The 19,842-nt window shown below is 60.4% G+C and carries 19 protein-coding genes; 12 read left to right on the plus strand and 7 right to left on the minus strand.

Annotation, left to right across the window (positions count from 1 at the left end):
* The first annotated feature begins 82 nt into the window (after positions 1–82).
* The 9 genes from E0E29_RS14160 to E0E29_RS14195 all read left to right on the plus strand — a co-directional run bounded on the left by E0E29_RS14160 (position 83) and on the right by E0E29_RS14195 (position 7,585).
* Positions 83–319 (plus strand): HPr family phosphocarrier protein, encoded by a 237-nt coding sequence (locus E0E29_RS14160; protein ID WP_130850393.1) that lies wholly within the window; start codon positions 83–85, stop codon positions 317–319.
* Positions 320–321: 2 nt separating this feature from the next.
* Positions 322–900 carry a 5'-deoxynucleotidase gene (gene yfbR / locus E0E29_RS14165; RefSeq protein WP_130850394.1) on the plus strand — a complete coding sequence of 193 codons (579 nt, stop codon included), beginning with the start codon at positions 322–324 and terminating at the stop codon, positions 898–900.
* Positions 901–937: 37 nt separating this feature from the next.
* The gene (locus E0E29_RS14170; RefSeq protein WP_130850395.1) at positions 938–1,207 is read left to right on the plus strand and encodes an ACT domain-containing protein; all 270 of its coding nucleotides are present in this window, start codon (positions 938–940) and stop codon (positions 1,205–1,207) included.
* Between the two features lie 15 nt (positions 1,208–1,222).
* Positions 1,223–2,581 (plus strand): PFL family protein, encoded by a 1,359-nt coding sequence (locus tag E0E29_RS14175; protein ID WP_130850396.1) that lies wholly within the window; start codon positions 1,223–1,225, stop codon positions 2,579–2,581.
* Between the two features lie 266 nt (positions 2,582–2,847).
* On the plus strand, positions 2,848–3,372 hold the full coding sequence (locus tag E0E29_RS14180) for a nitroreductase family protein (RefSeq protein WP_130850397.1): 525 nt from the start codon (positions 2,848–2,850) through the stop codon (positions 3,370–3,372).
* A gap of 131 nt (positions 3,373–3,503) precedes the next feature.
* Positions 3,504–4,343, plus strand: coding sequence for a cache domain-containing protein (locus E0E29_RS18830; RefSeq protein ID WP_242622512.1), 840 nt, complete (start codon positions 3,504–3,506; stop codon positions 4,341–4,343).
* Positions 4,325–5,479 (plus strand): methyl-accepting chemotaxis protein, encoded by a 1,155-nt coding sequence (locus E0E29_RS18835; protein WP_242622513.1) that lies wholly within the window; start codon positions 4,325–4,327, stop codon positions 5,477–5,479. Before E0E29_RS18830 ends, E0E29_RS18835 begins: the two co-directional genes overlap by 19 nt.
* A 195-nt stretch (positions 5,480–5,674) precedes the next feature.
* Complete coding sequence (locus E0E29_RS14190; RefSeq protein WP_130850398.1) at positions 5,675–7,000, plus strand: glucose-6-phosphate isomerase; 1,326 nt, start codon at positions 5,675–5,677, stop codon at positions 6,998–7,000.
* Positions 7,001–7,171: 171 nt separating this feature from the next.
* Complete coding sequence (locus E0E29_RS14195; protein ID WP_130850399.1) at positions 7,172–7,585, plus strand: P-loop NTPase family protein; 414 nt, start codon at positions 7,172–7,174, stop codon at positions 7,583–7,585.
* A gap of 111 nt (positions 7,586–7,696) precedes the next feature.
* Here the strand turns inward: E0E29_RS14195 and E0E29_RS14200 are convergent, their stop codons facing one another.
* Positions 7,697–8,908: an NADP-dependent isocitrate dehydrogenase gene (locus E0E29_RS14200; RefSeq protein WP_130850400.1), complete on the minus strand. Its 1,212-nt coding sequence runs from the start codon at positions 8,906–8,908 to the stop codon at positions 7,697–7,699.
* A gap of 318 nt (positions 8,909–9,226) precedes the next feature.
* Between E0E29_RS14200 and E0E29_RS14205 the strand changes: the two genes are divergently transcribed.
* Together E0E29_RS14205 and E0E29_RS14210 are read left to right on the plus strand one after the other, a co-directional pair.
* A complete protein-coding gene (locus E0E29_RS14205; RefSeq protein WP_130850401.1) occupies positions 9,227–10,204 on the plus strand; it encodes a homing endonuclease associated repeat-containing protein in 978 nt (325 codons plus the stop codon).
* 63 nt (positions 10,205–10,267) lie between these two features.
* Positions 10,268–11,131, plus strand: a complete 864-nt coding sequence (locus E0E29_RS14210; protein ID WP_130850402.1) for a glycosyltransferase family 2 protein — start codon at positions 10,268–10,270, stop codon at positions 11,129–11,131.
* 85 nt (positions 11,132–11,216) lie between these two features.
* Here the strand turns inward: E0E29_RS14210 and E0E29_RS14215 are convergent, their stop codons facing one another.
* From E0E29_RS14215 to E0E29_RS14240, 6 genes are all read right to left on the minus strand, one after another.
* Positions 11,217–12,074 carry an IS3 family transposase gene (locus E0E29_RS14215; RefSeq protein WP_130848459.1) on the minus strand — a complete coding sequence of 286 codons (858 nt, stop codon included), beginning with the start codon at positions 12,072–12,074 and terminating at the stop codon, positions 11,217–11,219.
* Entirely contained in the window at positions 12,071–12,385 is a 315-nt protein-coding gene (locus E0E29_RS14220; RefSeq protein WP_130848458.1) for an imidazolonepropionase, read from the minus strand. The genes E0E29_RS14215 and E0E29_RS14220 overlap by 4 nt, the downstream gene beginning before the upstream one ends.
* A 117-nt stretch (positions 12,386–12,502) precedes the next feature.
* Positions 12,503–13,405, minus strand: a complete 903-nt coding sequence (locus tag E0E29_RS14225) for an NAD(P)/FAD-dependent oxidoreductase (protein ID WP_130850403.1) — start codon at positions 13,403–13,405, stop codon at positions 12,503–12,505.
* Positions 13,406–13,540: 135 nt separating this feature from the next.
* Positions 13,541–15,664 (minus strand): sensor histidine kinase, encoded by a 2,124-nt coding sequence (locus E0E29_RS14230; RefSeq protein WP_242622514.1) that lies wholly within the window; start codon positions 15,662–15,664, stop codon positions 13,541–13,543.
* A 25-nt stretch (positions 15,665–15,689) separates the two neighbouring features.
* Positions 15,690–16,388, minus strand: coding sequence for a response regulator transcription factor (locus E0E29_RS14235; RefSeq protein ID WP_130850404.1), 699 nt, complete (start codon positions 16,386–16,388; stop codon positions 15,690–15,692).
* 214 nt (positions 16,389–16,602) lie between these two features.
* The gene (locus tag E0E29_RS14240; protein ID WP_341273112.1) at positions 16,603–18,168 is read right to left on the minus strand and encodes an L-lactate permease; all 1,566 of its coding nucleotides are present in this window, start codon (positions 18,166–18,168) and stop codon (positions 16,603–16,605) included.
* 361 nt (positions 18,169–18,529) lie between these two features.
* Between E0E29_RS14240 and larA the strand changes: the two genes are divergently transcribed.
* A complete protein-coding gene (larA, locus tag E0E29_RS14245; protein WP_341273113.1) occupies positions 18,530–19,798 on the plus strand; it encodes a nickel-dependent lactate racemase in 1,269 nt (422 codons plus the stop codon).
* The last annotated feature ends 44 nt before the right edge of the window (positions 19,799–19,842 follow it).

Raw genomic sequence — 19,842 nt, forward strand, 5'->3', positions numbered from 1 at the left:
TCACGGGTTCTTCATTGTTTTTTCCCGCCCACCTCATTATAATGAGCCTATATCATAATAACACACGTGGGGAGGAACCACAATGACAAGCTTTCCTATCCAGCTCACTTCCGTCAGTGACATTAAGGCTTTTGTGGACGCCGCCAGCCGTTTGGACTGCGACGTGGACGTAATCTGCGGCCGCTATCTGGTGGACGGCAAGTCCATCATGGGACTTTTCTCCATCGATCTCTCTGCGCCCATTCAGGTCCAGGTCCAGGGCTCCCAGGCCCAGGCCGACATTTTCAAGGGCGCCATTCAGAAATTCCTGGTCAAGTAACCATGTCCCATAACTTTTTCGCTCTGATCTCCCGGATGCGCTACATCGGCCGCTGGGGTCTCATGCGCAACACCTTCCAGGAGAACATTCAGGAACACTCCCACATGGTGGCCGTCCTGGCCCATGCCCTGGCGGTCATCCGCCGGGACCTCTTCGGCGGTGATCTGGACCCGGAGCACGCCGCTGTGCTGGCCCTCTACCACGACGCCCCCGAGATCCTCACCGGAGACCTGCCCACGCCGGTCAAGTACTATAACCCGGAGATCCGGGAGGCCTACCGTGAGGTGGAGGAGGTCTCCGCCCGGCGCCTGCTGTCCATGCTGCCGGATGCCCTCCGCCCTGCCTATGAGCCTCTCCTCCTGGAGGACCCGGAGAGCGAGTACCACGCTCTGGTCAAGGCCGCCGACAAGCTCTCCGCCTACATCAAGTGCGTGGAAGAGGTCAAGGCGGGCAACACCGAGTTCCGCCAGGCGGCTGAGCAGACCTATCACATTCTGGAGGACTCTCCCCTCCCGGAGGTGGCCTACTTCCTTGAGCACTTCCTCCCCGGCTTCAGCCTGACGCTGGATGAGCTCCAGTGAGGGCCACCCTTTATTTTTGGAAAGGAACTGATCGTTCATGAAAGCCATCGTCACCGTTCTGGGCAAGGACCAGGTGGGCATCATCGCCGCCGTATGTACTCTGTTGGCCGACAACAATGTCAACGTGCTGGATATCAGCCAGACCATCCTGCGGGAGTTCTTCACCATGACCATGCTGGTGGACGTCTCCGCCTGCAAGCTGCCCTTTACCGTGCTGTCTACCCTGCTGGAGAACGAGGGCTCCAAGCGGGGTCTGGCCATCAAGGTCCAGCGCGAGGATATTTTTGACGCCATGCACAAGATTTAAGGAGGTGTCCCGGCCATGCTCAACAGCAAAGAGATCCTGGATACCATCAATATGATCGACCAGCAGCACCTGGACATCCGCACCATTACCATGGGCATCTCCCTGCTGGACTGCGCAGATCCCGACGCCGAGGCCGCCTGCCGCAAGATCTACGACAAGATCTGCCGCCGGGCGGAAAAGCTGGTCTTTACCGGCGAGTCCATTGAGCGGGAGTTTGGCATTCCCATCGTCAATAAGCGCATCTCCGTTACCCCCATCGCCCTGGTGGCGGGCGCCTCTGTGACCAACGACTACGTCCCCTTTGCCGTGGCCCTGGACAAGGCGGCCAAGAACACCGGCGTCAACTTTATCGGCGGCTTCTCTGCCCTGGTGCAGAAGGGTTTTGCCGCCGGCGACCGCAAGCTCATCGAGGCCATCCCAGAAGCCCTGGCCACCACTGATCTGGTGTGCTCCTCGGTGAACGTGGGCTCCACCAAGGCCGGCATCAATATGGACGCCGTGGCTCTCATGGGCCGGACCATCAAGGCCGCCGCCGAGCGCACCGCCGACTGGGGCGGCTTCGGCTGCGCCAAGCTGGTGGTCTTCTGCAACGCCGTGGAGGACAACCCCTTCATGGCCGGCGCCTTCCACGGCGTGGGCGAGGGAGACTGCGTCATCAACGTGGGCGTCTCCGGTCCCGGCGTAGTGCACCACGCTCTGGAGAAGGTCAAGGGCCAACCCTTTGATATGGTGGCTGAGACCATCAAAAAGACCGCCTTCCGCATCACCCGCATGGGCCAGTTGGTGGCTCAGGAGGCCTCCCGCCGCCTGGATGTGCCCTTCGGCATCGTGGACCTCTCCCTGGCCCCCACTCCCGCCATCGGCGACTCGGTGGCCCGCATTCTGGAGGAGATGGGCCTGGAGGTCTGCGGCACCCACGGCACCACCGCCGCCCTGGCCCTCCTCAACGACGCCGTCAAGAAGGGCGGCGTCATGGCCTCCTCCCACGTGGGCGGCCTGTCCGGCGCCTTTATCCCCGTCTCTGAGGACGAGGGCATGATCGCGGCCGCCGCCTCCGGCGCCCTCCACCTGGACAAGCTGGAGGCCATGACCTGCGTGTGCTCCGTGGGCCTGGACATGATCGCCGTCCCCGGCGACACCACTGCCGAGACCATCTCCGCCATCATTGCCGACGAGGCGGCCATCGGCATGGTCAACTCCAAGACCACCGCCGTGCGTATCATCCCCGCCCCCGGCAAGACCGTGGGGGACACGGTGGAGTTCGGTGGGCTGCTGGGCTCCGCCCCCGTCATGCCCGTTCACCCCTTCTGCAGCGCCGAATTTATCCAGCGCGGCGGCCGCATTCCTGCCCCCATGCAGAGCCTGAAAAACTGAGCGGGCGGCCGCCACGACGGGCCCCATCGCAGATGGGGCGCGCCCTCAGGCGCGTACAAGCGTCTTGCGCAGCAAGACCTTGGCGCAGGCGGAATTCACTTCCGCCGAGCATGTGAAATCATCTTCGGGTCCCCACGGGGACCTGTCCCCGTGGGCCGGCCGCATCCCCGCCCCCATGCAGAGCCTGAAAAACTGAGCACATCCTGTGATCTTTGGCCTCATCAGCGTCATGCTGATGGGGCCTTAAAAAAACGAGGAGGTATACCATGGACGCCATTTTCAACCGCCGCAGTATCCGCAAATTCACCGATGAGCCCCTCACCGACACCCAAATCGAACGGCTGCTCCGGGCCGGCATGGCCGCCGCCTGTGCAAAGAACAGCCAGAACCGTCTCTTCTTTGTCTCCAAAGGCCAGGGCAGCCTGCCCACCCTCATTCAGGTCCACCCCAACGCCTTTGCCCTGAAGACCGCCGCCGTCGCCATCACGGTATGCGCCGACCTGCGCCAGGCTGCTCAGGTCGACCCGCTCAACCCCTGGTGGGTCCAGGACTGCGCCGCCGCCATGGAGAACATCCTGATCGAGGCCGCCGACATGGGTCTGGGCGGGCTGTGGATCGGCGTCCACCCCGACCCCAAACGCATCGTGGCTGTCCAGACCGACCTGGCCGCTCCCAGCCACATTGTTCCCCTGGGCGTTGCCGCCCTGGGCCACCCGGACAAGGTAAAAGAGCCCACCGATCGCTTTGAAACCGACAAGGTCTTTTGGGGGACCTATCCCGTGGATGCCTAACATAGTTTCTTTCCATATTTTTCATTTCAGATGACCCGGCAGAGATTCCTGCCGGGCCGTCTTATTTTTTATCAAAATTGGTCGAAATAGATATTGCGGTTACCAATTTTCAGTCGGGAGGCCCTGTCTGTATGAAAAGTATTCAGAAAGAAATCACCTTCAATTTCCTGGCACTGGTACTGGTTGCGGCACTTCTGTGCGGAGGCGTCGGCATCGTTACCAATTTTATCAGCGCGAACAGTCTCTTGGAGCAGGAGCTCAATGCGACAGCCTCACTGGCCGCCGACCGCGTATCCTATGAGCTCACATCCTATAAAAATGTGGTAGAAGCCCTCGGTATGATGCCCCAGCTCAGCGACAGCACTGTGACCACCGCTGAAAAGAAGGAAATCGTGGACGCCTGGGTGTCTAACTATGACATGGCCCGCGGCAATCTGCTCAATACCTCCGGCATCAGCCTTTTCGACGGCAACGACTATTCCGACCGAGAATATGTACAGAAAGCCCTTCAGGGAGAGGCATGGATCTCCACTCCCACCATCAGCAAGATCACCGGTGAGCTGTCTATCATGGTTGCGGCTCCTGTGTGGCGGGACGGCATCGCCAACAGTCAGGTCGTAGGTGTGGTGTACTTTGTTCCCCACGAGAAATTCCTCAATGATATTATGGCCACTATCCAGACCAGCAAACATGGCGGCGCCTATATGATCAGCCGTGACGGCACCACCATCGCAGACACCGAAATCGAAACTGTGGCCGTTCAGAACATTGAGACCGAGGCCCAGAGTGACCCCTCCCTCTCCGCCCTGGCTGCCATTCACGCTGACATGCGCAACGGCAACAGCGGCTGCGGTCAGTACAAGATCGATGGCATTTCAAATGTATCGGCTACGCGCCGGTCCCCGGTACCGACGATTGGAGCATTGCCGTTACCTCCTATACGCAGGATTTCATGGGTACCACTTACCTGAGCATCATCATCATCCTCGTTCTTCTGGTCCTGGTGATCGTCATCTCCTTCCTCCTGGCGGTCCGCATCGCCCGCAGCCTCAGCGGCCCCATCCGCACCTGTGTCCAGCGTCTGGAGCTCCTCTCTCATGGCGACCTGACCACCCCCTCCCTTGAATTCAGCCGCAAGGACAAGATCGGCATTCTCTCCGACGCCACCGCCCGCATCGTATCCACTCTGAACGAGCTCTTCGGCGACATCAGCTATCTGTTGGGCGAGATGGCCCAGGGCAATTTCAAGGTGACCTCCCGGAATTATGATATTTACCAGGGCGATGTATCCGTCGTTCTGGACTCTCTGCGCAACATTAACCGGAGTCTGAGCTCCACCCTGCGTCAGATCGATACCGCCGCGGAGCAGGTCTCCACCGGCGCCGATCAGGTTTCTTCCGGTGCCCAGTCTCTGGCCCAGGGCGCCACCGAACAGGCCAGCGCCATCGAGGAGCTGTCCGCCACCTCTACCGAGATCAACTCCGGCGCCCAGAGCAACCGTGATATGGCCAGAGCTGCCAGTGACAAAGCCAACATGGCCGGTGCCCAGGTGGCCCTGAGCAATACCAAGATGAAGGAGCTCCAGCAGGCCATGACCGCAATTCTGGATGGTCATCAGGAGATCGGTCAGATCATCACCGCCATTGAAAACATCGCCTTCCAGACCAATATTCTGGCCCTCAACGCTGCCGTGGAGGCCGCTCGCGCGGGCTCCAGCGGCAAGGGCTTTGCCGTGGTGGCCGACGAGGTCCGCAATCTGGCCGCCAAGTCCGACCAGGCTGCCAAGCAGACCAAAGAGCTCATTGAGCACTCCGCGGCCAACGTGGCGACCGGAAGCCAGCTCAGCCAGGAGGTCAGCGCCGCGCTGGACGAGACCGCCGCTCTCACCGGTGAGGCAGTGGGCCTCATCGATCAGGTGATGAACAATATCGTTTCCGAGGCCGAGTCCATCGCACAGATCACCGATGGCATCGAGCAGATCTCCAGCGTGGTCCAGACGAATTCCGCCACTGCCGAGGAGAGCGCCGCCGCCAGTGAGGAGCTCTCCAGCCAGGCCCAGCTCATGAAGAGTCTGGTGGACCGCTTCTCGCTCCGCGACGAGATCTGACCATTTCTTCCGCTCTCGTCCTCCGTCTCTGTTCGGTAAACGTAAATCTGCCTTCAACAGCGCCGGCGGCCCCAGAGGAAAGGGGCCGCCGGCGTTCTATCTTTTGCTCAACCTCGCTTTTTCTCTGGCATCGGCGGACAGGCTGTGGTATAATGGCTCTAAAGACCACGCATCAAAATCCAGGAGGTTTTCGATATGCTGAAACTTGACCTTTCCAACGCAAGTTCCTTCCTGTCCCAGGACTACCTCTCCAGCCGCATGGAGGCCCTGGAACAGGCCCGTGTCATGCTGGCCGAGCACAATGGCCCCGGCGGTGACTTCACCGGCTGGGTCCGCCTGCCCGTGGAGTACGACAAGGAGGAGTTCGCCCGCATCCAGGCCGCCGCCAAGAAGATCCGCTCTGACTCCGACGTGCTGGTGGTCATCGGCATCGGCGGCTCCTATCTGGGCGCCCGAGCCGTCATCGAGCTACTGGGCTCCGCCGACCACAAGCTTGCTCCCAATAAGCCTGAGATTTTCTTCGCAGGCAATGGCCTGTCCACCGACGCCATGGGTGACCTCATCGACTATCTGGAGGGCAAGGACTGGTCCATCAACATCATCTCCAAGTCCGGTACCACCACCGAGCCTGCCGTGGCCTTCCGGGTCTTCAAGGGCCTGCTGGAGGAGAAGTACGGCAAGGAGGAGGCACGGAAGCGGATCTACGCCACCACCGATGCCCACAAGGGTGCCCTGAAGGGCCTGGCTGACGCTGAGGGCTATGAGGAGTTCGTGGTGCCCGACGCCGTGGGCGGCCGGTACTCCGTCCTCACTGCCGTGGGGCTGCTGCCCATCGCCGTGGCCGGCGTGGACATCGAGGCTCTGATGGCCGGCTCCGCCGAGGCCATGGACGTGCTGGCCAAGCCCGGCGCCGACAACATCGCCTGGCAGTATGCCGCCGCCCGGAACGCCCTCTATGACGCCGGCAAGTCGGTAGAGCTGCTGGTGGGCTATGAGCCCTCTTTCCGCTTCTTCGCTGAGTGGTGGAAGCAGCTTTACGGTGAGAGCGAGGGCAAGGATGGCAAGGGCCTCCTCCCCGCCAGCGTGGAGTTCACTGCCGACCTCCACTCCATGGGCCAGTACATCCAGCAGGGCCAGCGCATCCTTCTGGAGACCGTAGTGAAGTTCAGCAAGTCCCGCCGCACCATTACCATCCCCAACGACCCCGACAACGTGGACGGTCTCAACTTCCTCAGCGGCAAGCCCCTCCAGTTCGTGGCCGAGCAGGCCATGCGTGGCACCCTGCTGGCCCACGTGGACGGCGGCGTGCCCAACCTGGTGGTGGAGGCCGACGCCCGGGACGAGCGCACCGTGGGCCAGCTCATCTACTTCTTCGAGTACGCCTGCGGCCTGAGCGGCTATCTGCTGGGCGTGAACCCCTTCGACCAGCCCGGCGTGGAGGCGTACAAGAAAAATATGTTCGCCCTCCTGGGCAAGCCCGGCTATGAGGAGCAGAAGGCCGCTCTGGAGGCCAGACTGTAAGCATACCTTTCTTCCCGGCAGGCCTGGCAGAAAAGCGCCCAAATGGAAAGGGATACCGCCGTGAATTTTTCGTGAACTTGTGTAAATGAGTTGAAATTTCGGCGCAAAAATGGTAACATAGGGACATAGGCCGGAGGACCGCTCCGGCGGACAATGTAAGGAGTGATCGATATGGTTAGAGTGATCATGGGGGTCAAGGGCACCGGCAAGACCAAGCAGATGATCGAACTCATCAATACCGCAGTCCAGAGTGAGCACGGCAACGTGGTGTGCATTGAGCGCGGGCCCAAGCTGACCTATGACATCAATTATAAGATCCGTCTGGTGGAAGCCAGCCACTATGATATGAAGGATTACGAGTTCCTGAAGGGCTTCGTCAGCGGCCTGTACGCCGGGAACTACGATATTACCCACATCTTCATCGACAGCCTCACCAAGATCGTCCCCAGCGAGGCCACCGACCTGGCCGTGGAGGACTTCCTGGACTGGCTCAATGGCTTCGGTGAGGACAACAACATCAAGTTCACCGTCACCATCAGCGCCGATTCCTCCCTGGCCAGCGACGGCGTCAAGAAGTACTTCTGATTCACTCCTTTGGGCAGATTCGGTCCCCTGGGCCGGTTCCAGGAGATCATAAGAGTATAAAAACCGCCCTCTCCGGCATGCCGGAGAGGGCGGTTTTTTCACTTCAGAGACTCAGAGCCGCTGGTTCATCTCATCCCGGATGGTCTCCAGGAACTGGCGGCTGTTGACCACGGTGGCAGGGATCTCACCCTCCCACAGGCCGGCCAGATCCTTAGTCATGGTGCCGCCCTCAATGACGGCGATGGAGGCGGCCTCCAGCTTGTCGGCGAAGGTCATGAGAGCGCCGATGCCGTCCAGCTCGCCCCGCTTCCGGAGGGCGCCGGTCCAGGCGAACAGGGTGGCGATGGGGTTGGTGGAGGTCTCCTCCCCCTTGAGGTACTTGTAGTAGTGCCGGGTGACGGTTCCGTGGGCGGCCTCGTACTCGTACTTCCCGTCAGGGGAGACCAGCACCGAGGTCATCATGGCCAGAGAGCCGAAGGCGGTGGAGACCATGTCGCTCATCACGTCGCCGTCGTAGTTCTTGCAGGCCCAGATGAAGCCGCCCTCGCTGCGGATGACCCGGGCCACCGCGTCGTCGATGAGGGTGTAGAAGTACTCAATGCCCGCCTTCTGGAAGGCCTTGGCGTACTCGGCGTCGAAGATCTCCTGAAAGATGTCCTTGAAGGTGTGGTCGTACTGCTTGGAGATGGTGTCCTTGGTGGCAAACCACAGGTCCTGCTTGCTGCTCAGGGCATACTGAAAGCAGGAGCGGGCAAAAGAGGAGATGGAGGACACGGTGTTGAACTGGCCCTGGAGGACACCGGCGCCGGTGAAGTCGTAGATGGTCTGGCGGACGGGCTCACCCTCCGCCGGGGTGAAGACCAGCTCGGCCTTGCCGGGTCCGGGGACCTTGTACTCGGTATTCTTGTAGACGTCGCCAAAGGCGTGACGGGCGATGGTGATGGGCTTCTTCCAGTTCTTCACCACCGGAGAGATCCCCTTGACCATGATGGGCGCCCGGAAGACGGTGCCATCCAGAATGGCGCGGATGGTGCCGTTGGGGGACTTCCACATCTGAGAGAGCTTATATTCCTCCACCCTCTGGGCGTTGGGGGTAATGGTGGCGCACTTCACCGCCACGCCGTACTTCTTGGTGGCTTCGGCGGAGTCCACCGTCACCTGATCCCGGGTCTCCTCCCGGTGGGGAAGCCCCAGGTCGTAATACTCCGTCTTCAGATCGATGTAGGGCTCCAGCAGGATCTCCTTGATGTCCTTCCAGAGGATGCGGGTCATCTCGTCCCCGTCCATCTCCACCAGGGGGGTGGTCATTTTGATCTTGTCCATAGCGGGCCTCCTTGCGCAAACTTTATCCTGCTCAGTATATCCTTTTTTTGTTCAAAAGGCAATCTCAAGATGAAACTTCCCCGCTCCGCTTCCCCTTGCAGGGTCGGGCAGCACCGTGCTATAATAGCTCATTGTAAACGAGACAGCTGCGGTGCGGGCGCGCAAGGCGCGGCACGCTTCACCAGGAGCCGGTGAGAGTCCGGCGCCGGGCGCTGTATGGGCCAAAACCCGAGCCAGCCATGGGCGTCCATCCATCCGGGACGGACCGGCACTCAGAGGCCCGGCCCTGTCCCCCCACGGAGAGAGGAGACGGAAGGCATGGATCACATGCTGACAGAGGGGGAGCTGCGCCGCCGCAGGCGGGAGCTCCACGCCCTGGCGGGCAAAGCGGAGGCCGAGCCCCAGGGCAAAGAACGTATTCGCTACGGGTTGGACGGTCCTCAGGGGCAGCAGCTCTACGAGAGCTGTTCCGACCAGGAGCTGCTGGAGCTGCTGAGGGAACGGGCCGGGGCTCTGGGCCGCTCCCCCGCCCAGAACGAAGTCCACTGGACCTGCCGGACCTATCTGCGGGCCCGGTTCAAGAACTGGCCCAATGCCCTCCGGGCCGCCGGTCTGAGCCGCTCCGCCGGCCGGTGCGGCAAGCGCTTGGAGCAGGTCCAGGCCGAGGAGCAGGAGAGCCAGAAGCTCTTGGCTCAGGTGCGTGAGGCCCGGAAAACTTTGGGGCGCATGCCCCACCCCTCCGACCTGCCGGAGGTCATACAGGGCCTGCGGCACCAGTATAAGACCTGGGGCGAGGTGCTTGCCGCCGCCGGTGTTCTGGACACCGCCCCCCTCCCCCCCCTCGGCCCGCTGGAAGCGGAATACAAGCCTCTGCTGGAGGCCGTCCGCCGCCGGGCGGAGGAGCTCAACCGCGCTCCCCTCCGCCGGGAGGTGGACCAACAGGTGATGGAAACCTTAGTCCGGCGGTGCGGCTCTTGGCGGCGGGTCCTGGAGCAGCTGGACCTGGAACCGGTCCGGCGCATTGCCCCCTTCTCCAACACCCGGCTGGGGGACCGCAGCGGCAAGCCCCCCGCCCGGCACCGTGGGAGCCTCCACGACTGCTATTACCGCCTGCTTCGGGTGGACGAGATTACCGCCCGGGACCTGGAGACGGTGGCCCAGGCCGCCCGCCGGCTGGGCCGCCCGCCGGAACGCCGTGAGATCCCCCTCCCCGTCCGGCGACGGCTTCAGGAGGCCTGCGGCTCCTGGTCCAACGCCCTCTATCAGCTGGGTCTGGAGCCCCATCACCCCGGCTGACCCATTTCCCCCATTGTCACCCATTCCGCCGAAATGGCGAAATCATTATGTGAGGTGCCCTACTTGAATCAGCCCCTTGTGAGCATCATCGTCCCCGTCTACAACGCCGAGGTCTACCTGGGTCCCTGCCTAGAGAGCCTGCGGAGCCAGACCTGGCCCAACCTGGAGATCATTCTGGTCAACGACGGCAGCACCGACGGCTCCGGCCATCTGTGCGCCGCCGCCGCTCGGGCAGATCCCCGTATCCGTTTTCTGGACCAGCCCAACAAAGGCGTCTCCGCCGCCCGGAACGCCGCCCTGGCCATGGCGGAGGGCGATTACCTTCAGTTCTCCGACAGCGACGACCTTCTGACCCCGGATGCCACCGAGACCCTGGTCCGGGCAGCCCAGAGCACCGGCGCCGACCTGGTCATCTCCCATTTCTTCCGTGTGGATAAGGACAAGCAGGCCCAGCGGGGCCGCATCAAGGGAGATCGTCTCCTCACCCGGCAGGAATTTGCACAGGAGATGGTGAAGGCCCCGGCCAACTACTACTACGGCGCGCTGTGGAACAAGCTCTACCGCCGGTCCATTGTGGAAAAGCAGGAGCTGCGCTTCGCGGAGGACGTGACCTGGAGCGAAGACTTTCTCTTCAACCTGGAGTATATCCGTCATGTCCGGCTGGTGGCGGCGGTGCCCAAGCCCCTCTACTACTACCACAAGCGGCCGGGCAGCCTCATCACCAGCCAGGCCACCCTCCGGAAGGTTATCCAGATGAAGCGGGACACCTTTGACTACTACAAGAACCTCTACCAGGACCTGGACCTCTACGACGAGCAGAAGGCCAGAGTCTACCGCTACCTCATCTCCACCGCCACAGACGGCACCACCATCACCCTGCCCGGCCGCGGCGAAAAAAGCCGCCGGGTCCGTGAAAGCGTCGACTGAACAAAAAGCGCCCCCGCCCTTTTCTGAACTGCCCCAGATTGTGCGGACAGTACAAAAAAGAGCCCTTAGTAGGAAAGATTAAGTTTTAAGCGGAGAGGCGTCGCGCCAGCGGCGCCTCTCCAGTTTTTAACTGGATGCGCTCATGGTTATAGAAGTAAATATAGCGGTCAATCATCTCATTGGCTTCGGAAAAGGTCGCCGGTTTGTGGCGGTAAATACATTCTGTTTTGAGGATAGAGAAGAAATTTTCCGCCATGGCGTTGTCGTACGGGTTTCCTTTCCTTGACATGGATGGTGTGATTCCGTATGCTTGAGTCAGATTGAAGTATGCTGCAGAGGTGTACTGAAATCCTTGGTCGCTGTGGAGCTGCAACTCCGCAGCGACCCTCTTTTTCTCCTGTTTCATTGCCAGATGAACGGTATCCAGAACCAAATTCACTGTCTGCTGGGTTCCAGTCTTGTAGGCGATGATGCTGTTGTCATAGAGGTCCCGGATTATGGAAAGGTACAGCACACCCTGCCTGGTGTGGATGTAGGAGATGTCTGTTACCCATTTGCTGTTAGGTTTGTCCGCATGGAACTCCCTGTTCAGCAGATTCCTGTATTTGTGTGCCTGCCGCCCCATCTGCTGCCATTTCCTGCGGCGGCGGATCTCCGAGAGCAGATCATATTTCTTCATGATTCGCAGCACAGTTTTGGGATTGCAGAAGATATTCCGGCTTTTCAGCCACAGCCACATCCGCCGGTAGCCGTAGGTGCGGAAGCTGCGTTCCCGCTGCTGTGCGATGAGCCCCGCAAGAGCCGCATCCTTTTCTGGCTTGCCTAGGCGATGGACAAAAGCATAGTAGCCGCTTCTGGACACTCCAAAGAATTTGCACATGACTGCCACTGGATACTCTGTCCTGTGACGATAGATGATATGATACTTTACCTTTGCTCTCACTTCCTTTCTGTGAAGCGCAGAAAATCCCGCAGTAGTTTATTTTCCATGCGAAGCCGTTGGATCTCACAGGCCTGCTCTGCCACAACGTCTCCTGGCGCAGCATCTTTTCTCGGCCGTCCTTTCGGTCGTGGGCGGATTCCGGCTTCCAGTTTTCGTTCTTTACGGCGCTCACGCTCAAGTAGTCTTTTTACCACCTGCTTATTCCGGAAGCCATAGTATTCTGCGACTTCCCGCTGTGTTTTCCCCTCTGCCAACATGGCCTTGATCTCTGGTAAAAGCATTTGAACGTGTGTGTAATTTCGTTTCTTCATGACAAAACCCCCTGATGTAGTCTATTTTCCTACATCAGGGGGGCTTTTGTCACTGTCCGTTTTTACTGGATCTGTTCATTTCACTCGGAAAGGACGGGGGCGCTTTTGCGTACTTCATTACACCGCGCCCAGATACTGGCCGGCCTTGCTGGCGGCCATGGCTCCGTCGGAGGCGGCGGTGACCAGCTGCCGCAGCTCCTTGGAGCGGCTGTCCCCGGCTACAAAGACGCCGGGCACATTGGTGGCGCAGTCCTCGCCGGCCTGGATATAGCCGTACTCGTTGAGCTTCAGAGGGGGCGAGAACTTCTGATTGTCGGGGATGAGCCCAACCGCCGCGAAGACGGCGGAGACGTGGAGGATGCGCTGGTGCTCCGGCCCCATGAGCCGGATGGCCTCCACCTGCTTGTCTCCCTGGATCTCCAGCACCTTGTGGTCGGTGAGGAGCTTCACATTGGCCTTGGTCTTCAGGTTGTCCACCAGGTACTTCTGGGCGGTGAGCTTGTCCCGGCGGTGGATGAGCCACACCGTGGGACAGATGGAGGCCAGGTAAATGGCGTCCTCCACAGCGGTGTTGCCGCCGCCCACCACGGCCACCTCCTTGCCCTTGAAGAAGCTGCCGTCGCAGGTGGCGCAGTAGCTCACACCCTTGCCGCCCAGCTTTTCCTCGCCCGGGACACCAAGCTTCCGGCGCTGGACGCCGTTGGCCAGGATGAGCGTGCGTCCCTCATAGGTTCCGTCACCGGCGTGGACCACCTTCACATCTCCCTTGTCCTCAAAGCCGGTGACGGCGGAGAACTGGAACTGGGCGCCAAGGTCGGCGCACTGCTGATAGAGGCCCATGGCGAAGTCAGGGCCGGAGATGGACAGAGTGCCCGGCCAGTTTTCCACATGGGGTGTGGTGACAGCCTGGCCGCCGGGGACGCCCCCCTCCAGCACCAGCACGCTGTGGCCCGCCCGGCGGGCATACAGAGCGGCGGTCAGGCCGGCGGGACCGGCCCCTACGATGACGATGTCATACATCGGAACTACCTCCTTTGGGTACAGTTTTGCCTGCTGCCCCCATTCTAACCCAAATCGGGGCCGGAGGCAATCTTCTTTTCCACAAAGGGTGGAAAAAGCCCGCTCGGCGCTGACAGCGCCGGGCGGGCTTTCCTGTTACGGTTGCTCTGTCCGGGGTGTTTCGATCGCCTCCGGCTCCCGGTACTCTGGGAAGGTGACCACCGCCTTGAAAAGGTCGCCGTCGATATCCAGGCGGAAGGTGCCTCCCTGGAGCTCGGTGAGGCTCCGGGCGATGGAAAGGCCCAGACCGGACCCCTCCGTGGTTCGGGACACATCTCCACGGACAAAGCGCTCCATGAGCTGCTCCGCCGGGATGTTCAGCGGGTCACGGGAGACGTTCTTTACGGAAAGGGCCACGCTGCCGTCCCAGCTCCGCACATCCAAATAGACCCGGGTCCCGGGCAGGGCGTATTTGACACAGTTGCCAAGCAGGTTGTCGATAACCCGCCACAGATGGCGGCCGTCGGCCTCTACATAGAGCTCATGGTCGGGCGTGGTGAGCACCGGGGTCAGGCCGCTCTTTTCAAACTTCTCCTGGTACTCCCCCAGGGCCTGGTCCAGCAGTTGGGTAAAGCCCAGCCTTTCCCGCACCACGGTCAGGCTCCCGGTGGATGCCTTGGACGCCTCTACCAGATCCTCGGTGAGTTTTTTGAGCCGCTGGCTCTTCCGGTCCAGCACGGCGATATACTCCCGGGCTTTGGCGTCCTGGATGTCCTCCTTCTTCAGCAGATCCACATAGTTGATGATGGAGGTGAGAGGGGTCTTGAGGTCATGGGAGACATTGGTGATGAGTTCAGCCTTGAACCGCTCACTCTTGAGCCGCTCCTCCACGGCGCTGCCGATGGCGGCACCCAAATCATTGAGCTGCTCGGCATGCTCCCGGAGGTCCCGGTACATGCCGTTGGTATCAATCTTGAAATCAGGCTCTCCGCCCACGATCCGTTCCGTCCCTTCCCGAATCGCCTGCCACTGCCGCACCCAACGGCACAGCCGCCAGAGGACATAGCCCTGATAGATGGGGACAAGGACCACCGTGGGGGTGGTAATGGCGGTGCCCAGAAGGTACAGCAAGAAGGTCTTCACCGGCCGCTTCGTGATGCTCCAGTTGGCGGAGGCCTCCCCGATCACCCGGCCGAGCCAGCGGCACAGCCGCCAGATCAACGTGTTGCGGAACATATGTCCCGTCTTCCACCGCACCGCCAGGGTCTGCGTCAGGGCCAGGAAGAGCACACTGCCCATCAGGGTAAAGATGCTCAGGCCCACAAAGGGGGTCATACGTGGCGCTGTCTGATTGATGGAGTAGGTGATGGAATCCCCCCCGCTCAAAATGATACACAATAAAAGGCCCATCAGCAGCAGGTAGAGGTCCAGGGGAATACGGTCCCAAAAGCTCAGCTGGATCTTCTCCTCTCCGTTGCGATAGCCCGCAGACCGGCACAGTGCCCAGAGACACCACAGGGCACACAGCAGAGTCACCGCCGCAGCGGCAGCGATGGCCGGTAAATATTTCTGCAAGATCTGGTAATCGGCATAGTCGGACTGAAAATAGTCATCCACCATCAGCGGCCACTGGACTCCGCTCTGGATGGTAAAGGTCTCTTGCACCACCCGGCTGTCCATGGACAGCCGGTAGCCGCCGCTCCAGCCCAGCCCCTCGCTGTCCCCACGATAGCCGTAGCCGTTGTACTGGCCAATGTACGCCGAGGGATCGCTGAACACATACTGTCCGTCCCCCAGATAGATCATGAGGCCGCTCCGGTCAGTACGATCGTCGTAGACGGTGTAGTCCCCCCCGAAGAGCTCGTCTCCCTGGGTCAGGGTCTGCTCCCACAGGGAGACGGCGGACACGCTGTCCATGGAGTCTCCATCCGGCAGGTTGGTATAGCGCAGCGTCCCATCCTGAGTGTGGATCTCTACCCGGTAGTTGGTGTTCTCCGCCGAGAGCATGGTCTTCAGGTTCTCCAACCGCTTCCGGTCGGTGTAGCTCAGCGTCCCATCCCATTTTTCCCGCTGGATGAGTTCACTCATCTCCCCGGCATAGTAGTCATAGAACTGAACGGCTCTATAGGCGCTGTAGCTGTCGGTATAGCTGCCGCTCACCCATAGGTTGTCCCACTGGCTCAGGGTGATCAGCCCCGTCCAGAAGGCCACGGCACACAGGATCACCCCCGCCAGAAAAAGCCCCGCTCTGCTGGCGGGACTGGTAAAGGCCCGCTTCATCACTGTCCTCCCTCAGAGAGAAGGCTCACGCCTTCTCCATCTTGTAGCCCAGCCCCCACACCACCTTGATGTACCGGGGGTTGGCCGGATCGATCTCCAGCTTTTCCCGCAGGTGCCGGATGTGCACCGCCACCGTATTCTCCGAGCCCAGGGAGGGGTCGTTCCACACCCGCTCATAAATCTGGCTGGTGGAAAAGACCCGCCCCGGGTGCTTCATCAGGAGCAGCAGAATGTTGTACTCAATGGGGGTCAGGTTGACACCCTCTCCGTCCACTGTCACGGATTTGGCCCCGTCGTCGATGGCGATGCCTCCATTGCGGAGGACCTGGGGGGCGTCCTCCGCCTTCTGCTGGCCGCCCAGGGTAGTGTACCGCCGCAGCTGGCTCTTTACCCGGGCCAGCACCTCAATGGGGTTAAAGGGCTTGGTCACATAGTCGTCTGCCCCGATGTTCAGCCCCAGGATCTTGTCGGCGTCCTCGCTCTTGGCGGTGAGGAAGATGATGGGGATGTTCTCCGTCTCCCGCAGCTTGGCGGTGGCCCGGATACCGTCCATCTCCGGCATCATGATATCCATGAGGATGAGGTGGATCTCGTGTTCCTTCACCACTTTCAGAGCCTCGATCCCGTTGTAGGCATGGTAGGTCTGATAGCCGTCGCTGGTAAGGTAAATGTCCAGGGCCGAGACGATATCCCGGTCGTCGTCACAGATCAGAATATGATACAAAAGGGCTCACTCCTCCGCTTTCATGGTCAGAATAACACGGCTTTTTTAAGGTCCGGCAGGCAAGTTTCTTAAGAAGTCATTAAAATGCCGCCCACCGCTTCTGTGAGCAGTATACCATGTCCCACAGCCCCTTGGCAACGGCGTCCGCCTGCAGAAAAAACCCCCGCGCCGCTCAAACGGCGCGGGGGTTTTTCGGAGATAGGACAGACTGGAATCAGACGCCCAGGATGGGAACCACGATACCGCCCAGGAGACCCACGATCAGGCAGGCGATGACCAGCTCCAGGAGCGCCCACTTGATGATGCCGCCCAGGAGCTTGGAATCCTGACCCACCAGACCCACGGCCGCAGCGGCGGTGGCGATGCACTGGGGGGAGAGGATCTTGCCGATACCGGCGCCGGTAGAGTTGGCGGCGGCCAGCCAGAAGGGAGAGGTACCAATCTGCTCGGCGGCGGCGGTCTGCAGGCTGCCCAGCAGCACCTCGGTGCTGGTACCACTGCCGGTGATGAAGGCGCCCAGAGCCGCGATGATGGGAGCCACGAAGGGATAGAAGTTACCGGTGATGGACACGAAGAAGACAGCCATATCGTTGATCATGCCGCAGTAGGTCATGATCTTGGCCACCGCCAGCACCGACATAATGGTGATAATGGTCTTGGACATCTGCTTCACGGTGGCAACCAGAGTGTCGATCATCATCTTAGGCGTAGCCTTCTGAACGAAGCCGCCGATGATGGCCGCCACGAAGATCCAGATGCCGGGGGTGTTGATCCAGCTGAAGGAGGCATTGCCGGCATTGGCGGAGGTGCTGATTTTGATGGAGCTGGAGAACACAGCCAGGGCGTTGTTAATGGGGGGAACCAGCTTGGAGGTGACCAGCAGCAGAACAAAAATGAGGATAAAGGGCAGCCAGGACACCAGAGCCTTATGCCCGTCAATGGCCTGAGCATTGGTGTTGCCGGCGCTCATGTTGTACTCAGCGGGAACTTCCTTCCCCTTCCGGGCACGAGCCATGAAGATGGTGCAGCCTAGGCTGACCACGCAGCCCACGATGACGGCCAGCTCAGGACCGGTGAACTTGGCCACGATGAGCTGAGGCACCACGAAGGAGACACCGGAGACCAGGGTGATACCCACCATGCCCTTCAGGGCCTTGACGCCGCCGCCGCCCACGATGACCATGAGGAAGGGCACCAGGATCATGAAGGGAATCATCTGCACCACAGTGGTGAAGGCCAGGGGCACGGGATCAAGGCCGGTCACGTTGGCCAGGGTCACAGTGGGGATACCCACGGAACCAAAGGCGGTGGGGAAGGCGTTGGCGAGCATGCACACCAGGCAGGCGGTGATGGGGTTCATGCCCATGCCGGCCAGCATGCTGGCGGGGATGGCGATGGCGGTACCGAAGCCGGCCATACCCTCCATGAAGCCGCCGAAGCACCAGCCGATGAGGAGCACCAGCACACGCTTATCGGCAGAAACGCCGGTGAGCATCTGCTTGATAACGTCCATGGCGCCCGTCTTCAAAGACAGATTATAAGTAAAGATAGCGGCGATGATGACCAGGATGATGGGCCACAGCGCGGAAGCAAAGCCCTCCAGCGCAGAGGTGGCGCAGTCCACAGCCGGCATCTTCCACAGGAACAGGGACTCCACAATAGTGATGATCAGAGCGCCCACACAAGCCTTGTGGCCGGCCATCTTCAGCCCGGTCAGTGCCACGATCAGCCAGATGATGGGCAGCAGCGACAACACACCTTTTAGTACGATCTCTCCCACAACTTATCACTCCTCTTTCCGGCAGCATTGGTGCTACCAATTTTGCGTGCTCAACCTCATTTTTGCCTGTTAGCCAGGTGTTTTTTCATTGGTTCCACCAATTTTCATAGTTATTTTAGCTCTTTGTAAGCACATTGTCCAGAGCATTTTTGCCCAAGACCTCATTTTCCTACAAAGTGCCGAATATTGGTAGTGCAAATTGTGCGGAATGGAGAATCGTTAGAAAATTGTTTAAAAAGCCTTGCATCTCAGCGGTATTGTGCTAAACTTATATGCAGGAAATAGGTAGGACCAATTAAGAAAGTTGGTTTTACCGTGTTGCGGTGCTCAGCGCATCGAAATTTGAAATGGAGGGATCAACATGCGAATCCCCTTTGGCACCACCGGTCTGGAGCTCAGCCGGGATGTGACCGGGGCAGAAGTCCTGGAGTCCGCCATCGGGACCCTGAAGGCTGAAGGCAGCGAGGATGACATCGTCAAAAAGGCGATGGCCAATCCCATCGGCTCGGCCAAACTCTCCGAGCTGGCCAAGGGCAAGAAGACCGCCACCATCATTATCAGCGATCACACCCGCCCGGTGCCCAGCAAGCACATCCTCCCCTTCATGCTCGCCGAGCTGCGGGAGGGCAACCCCGACATCGACATCACTCTGCTCATCGCCACTGGCTTCCACCGCCCCACCACTCATGAGGAGCTGGTGAACAAGGTCGGCGAGAAGATCGCCAACGAGGAAAAGTTCGTCTGCCACGACAGCCGCAACCCCGACACCAACGTGGAGATCGGCGTCCTCCCCTCCGGCGCCAAGCTGGTCATCGACAAGGTGGCCGCTGAGACCGATCTGCTGGTGGCCGAGGGCTTCATTGAGCCCCACTTCTTCGCCGGCTTCTCCGGCGGCCGCAAGAGCGTGCTCCCCGGCGTGTGCGACCAGGTCACCGTGCTGGGCAACCACTGCTCCAAGTTCATTGATTCCCCCTGCGCCCGCACCGGCATTCTGGAGGGCAACCCCCTCCACAACGACATGGTCGCTGCCGCCAAGCTGGCCAAGCTGCAGTACATCGTCAACGTGGTGATCGACGAAGAGAAGCACGTTGCCGCTGCCTTTGCCGGCGATCCCTTCCAGGCCCATGAGACCGGCTGCGCCTTTCTGAAGGGCTACTGCCGCGTCAAGCCTGAGAAGAAGGGTGATATCGTCATCACCTCCAATGGCGGCGCTCCCCTGGATCAGAACATGTATCAGTCCGTGAAGGGCCTGACCGCCGCCGAGGCGGCCGCCGCTCCCGGCGCCGTGCTCATCATCTCCACCCGCTGCAACGACGGCACCGGCGGTGACAGCTTCTATCACGCCCTGGCCGACTGCGACACCCTGGAGCACCTGATGGAGCGCATCTTGGCCACCCCCATGGACAAGACCGATCCCGACCAGTGGGAGTACCAGATCCTCTGCCGTATGATGCTCAAGCACCGCATCATCTTCGTCTCCGAGCCCGCCATGCAGAAGACCATCGAGGAGATGAAGCTGGAGTACGCCCCCGATCTGGACACCGCTCTGGATCGTGCTCGCGAAGCCAAGGGTAAGGATGCCCACCTGGTCATCATCCCCAACGGCATTTCCGTCATCGTAGAGCCCTGAAGATAACCACTTCATAGAGATACATATTAACATCCTGAAAGATT

It is taken from the genome of Intestinimonas timonensis, from assembly GCF_900626145.1.
GTDB lineage: Bacteria > Bacillota > Clostridia > Oscillospirales > Oscillospiraceae > Intestinimonas > Intestinimonas aquisgranensis.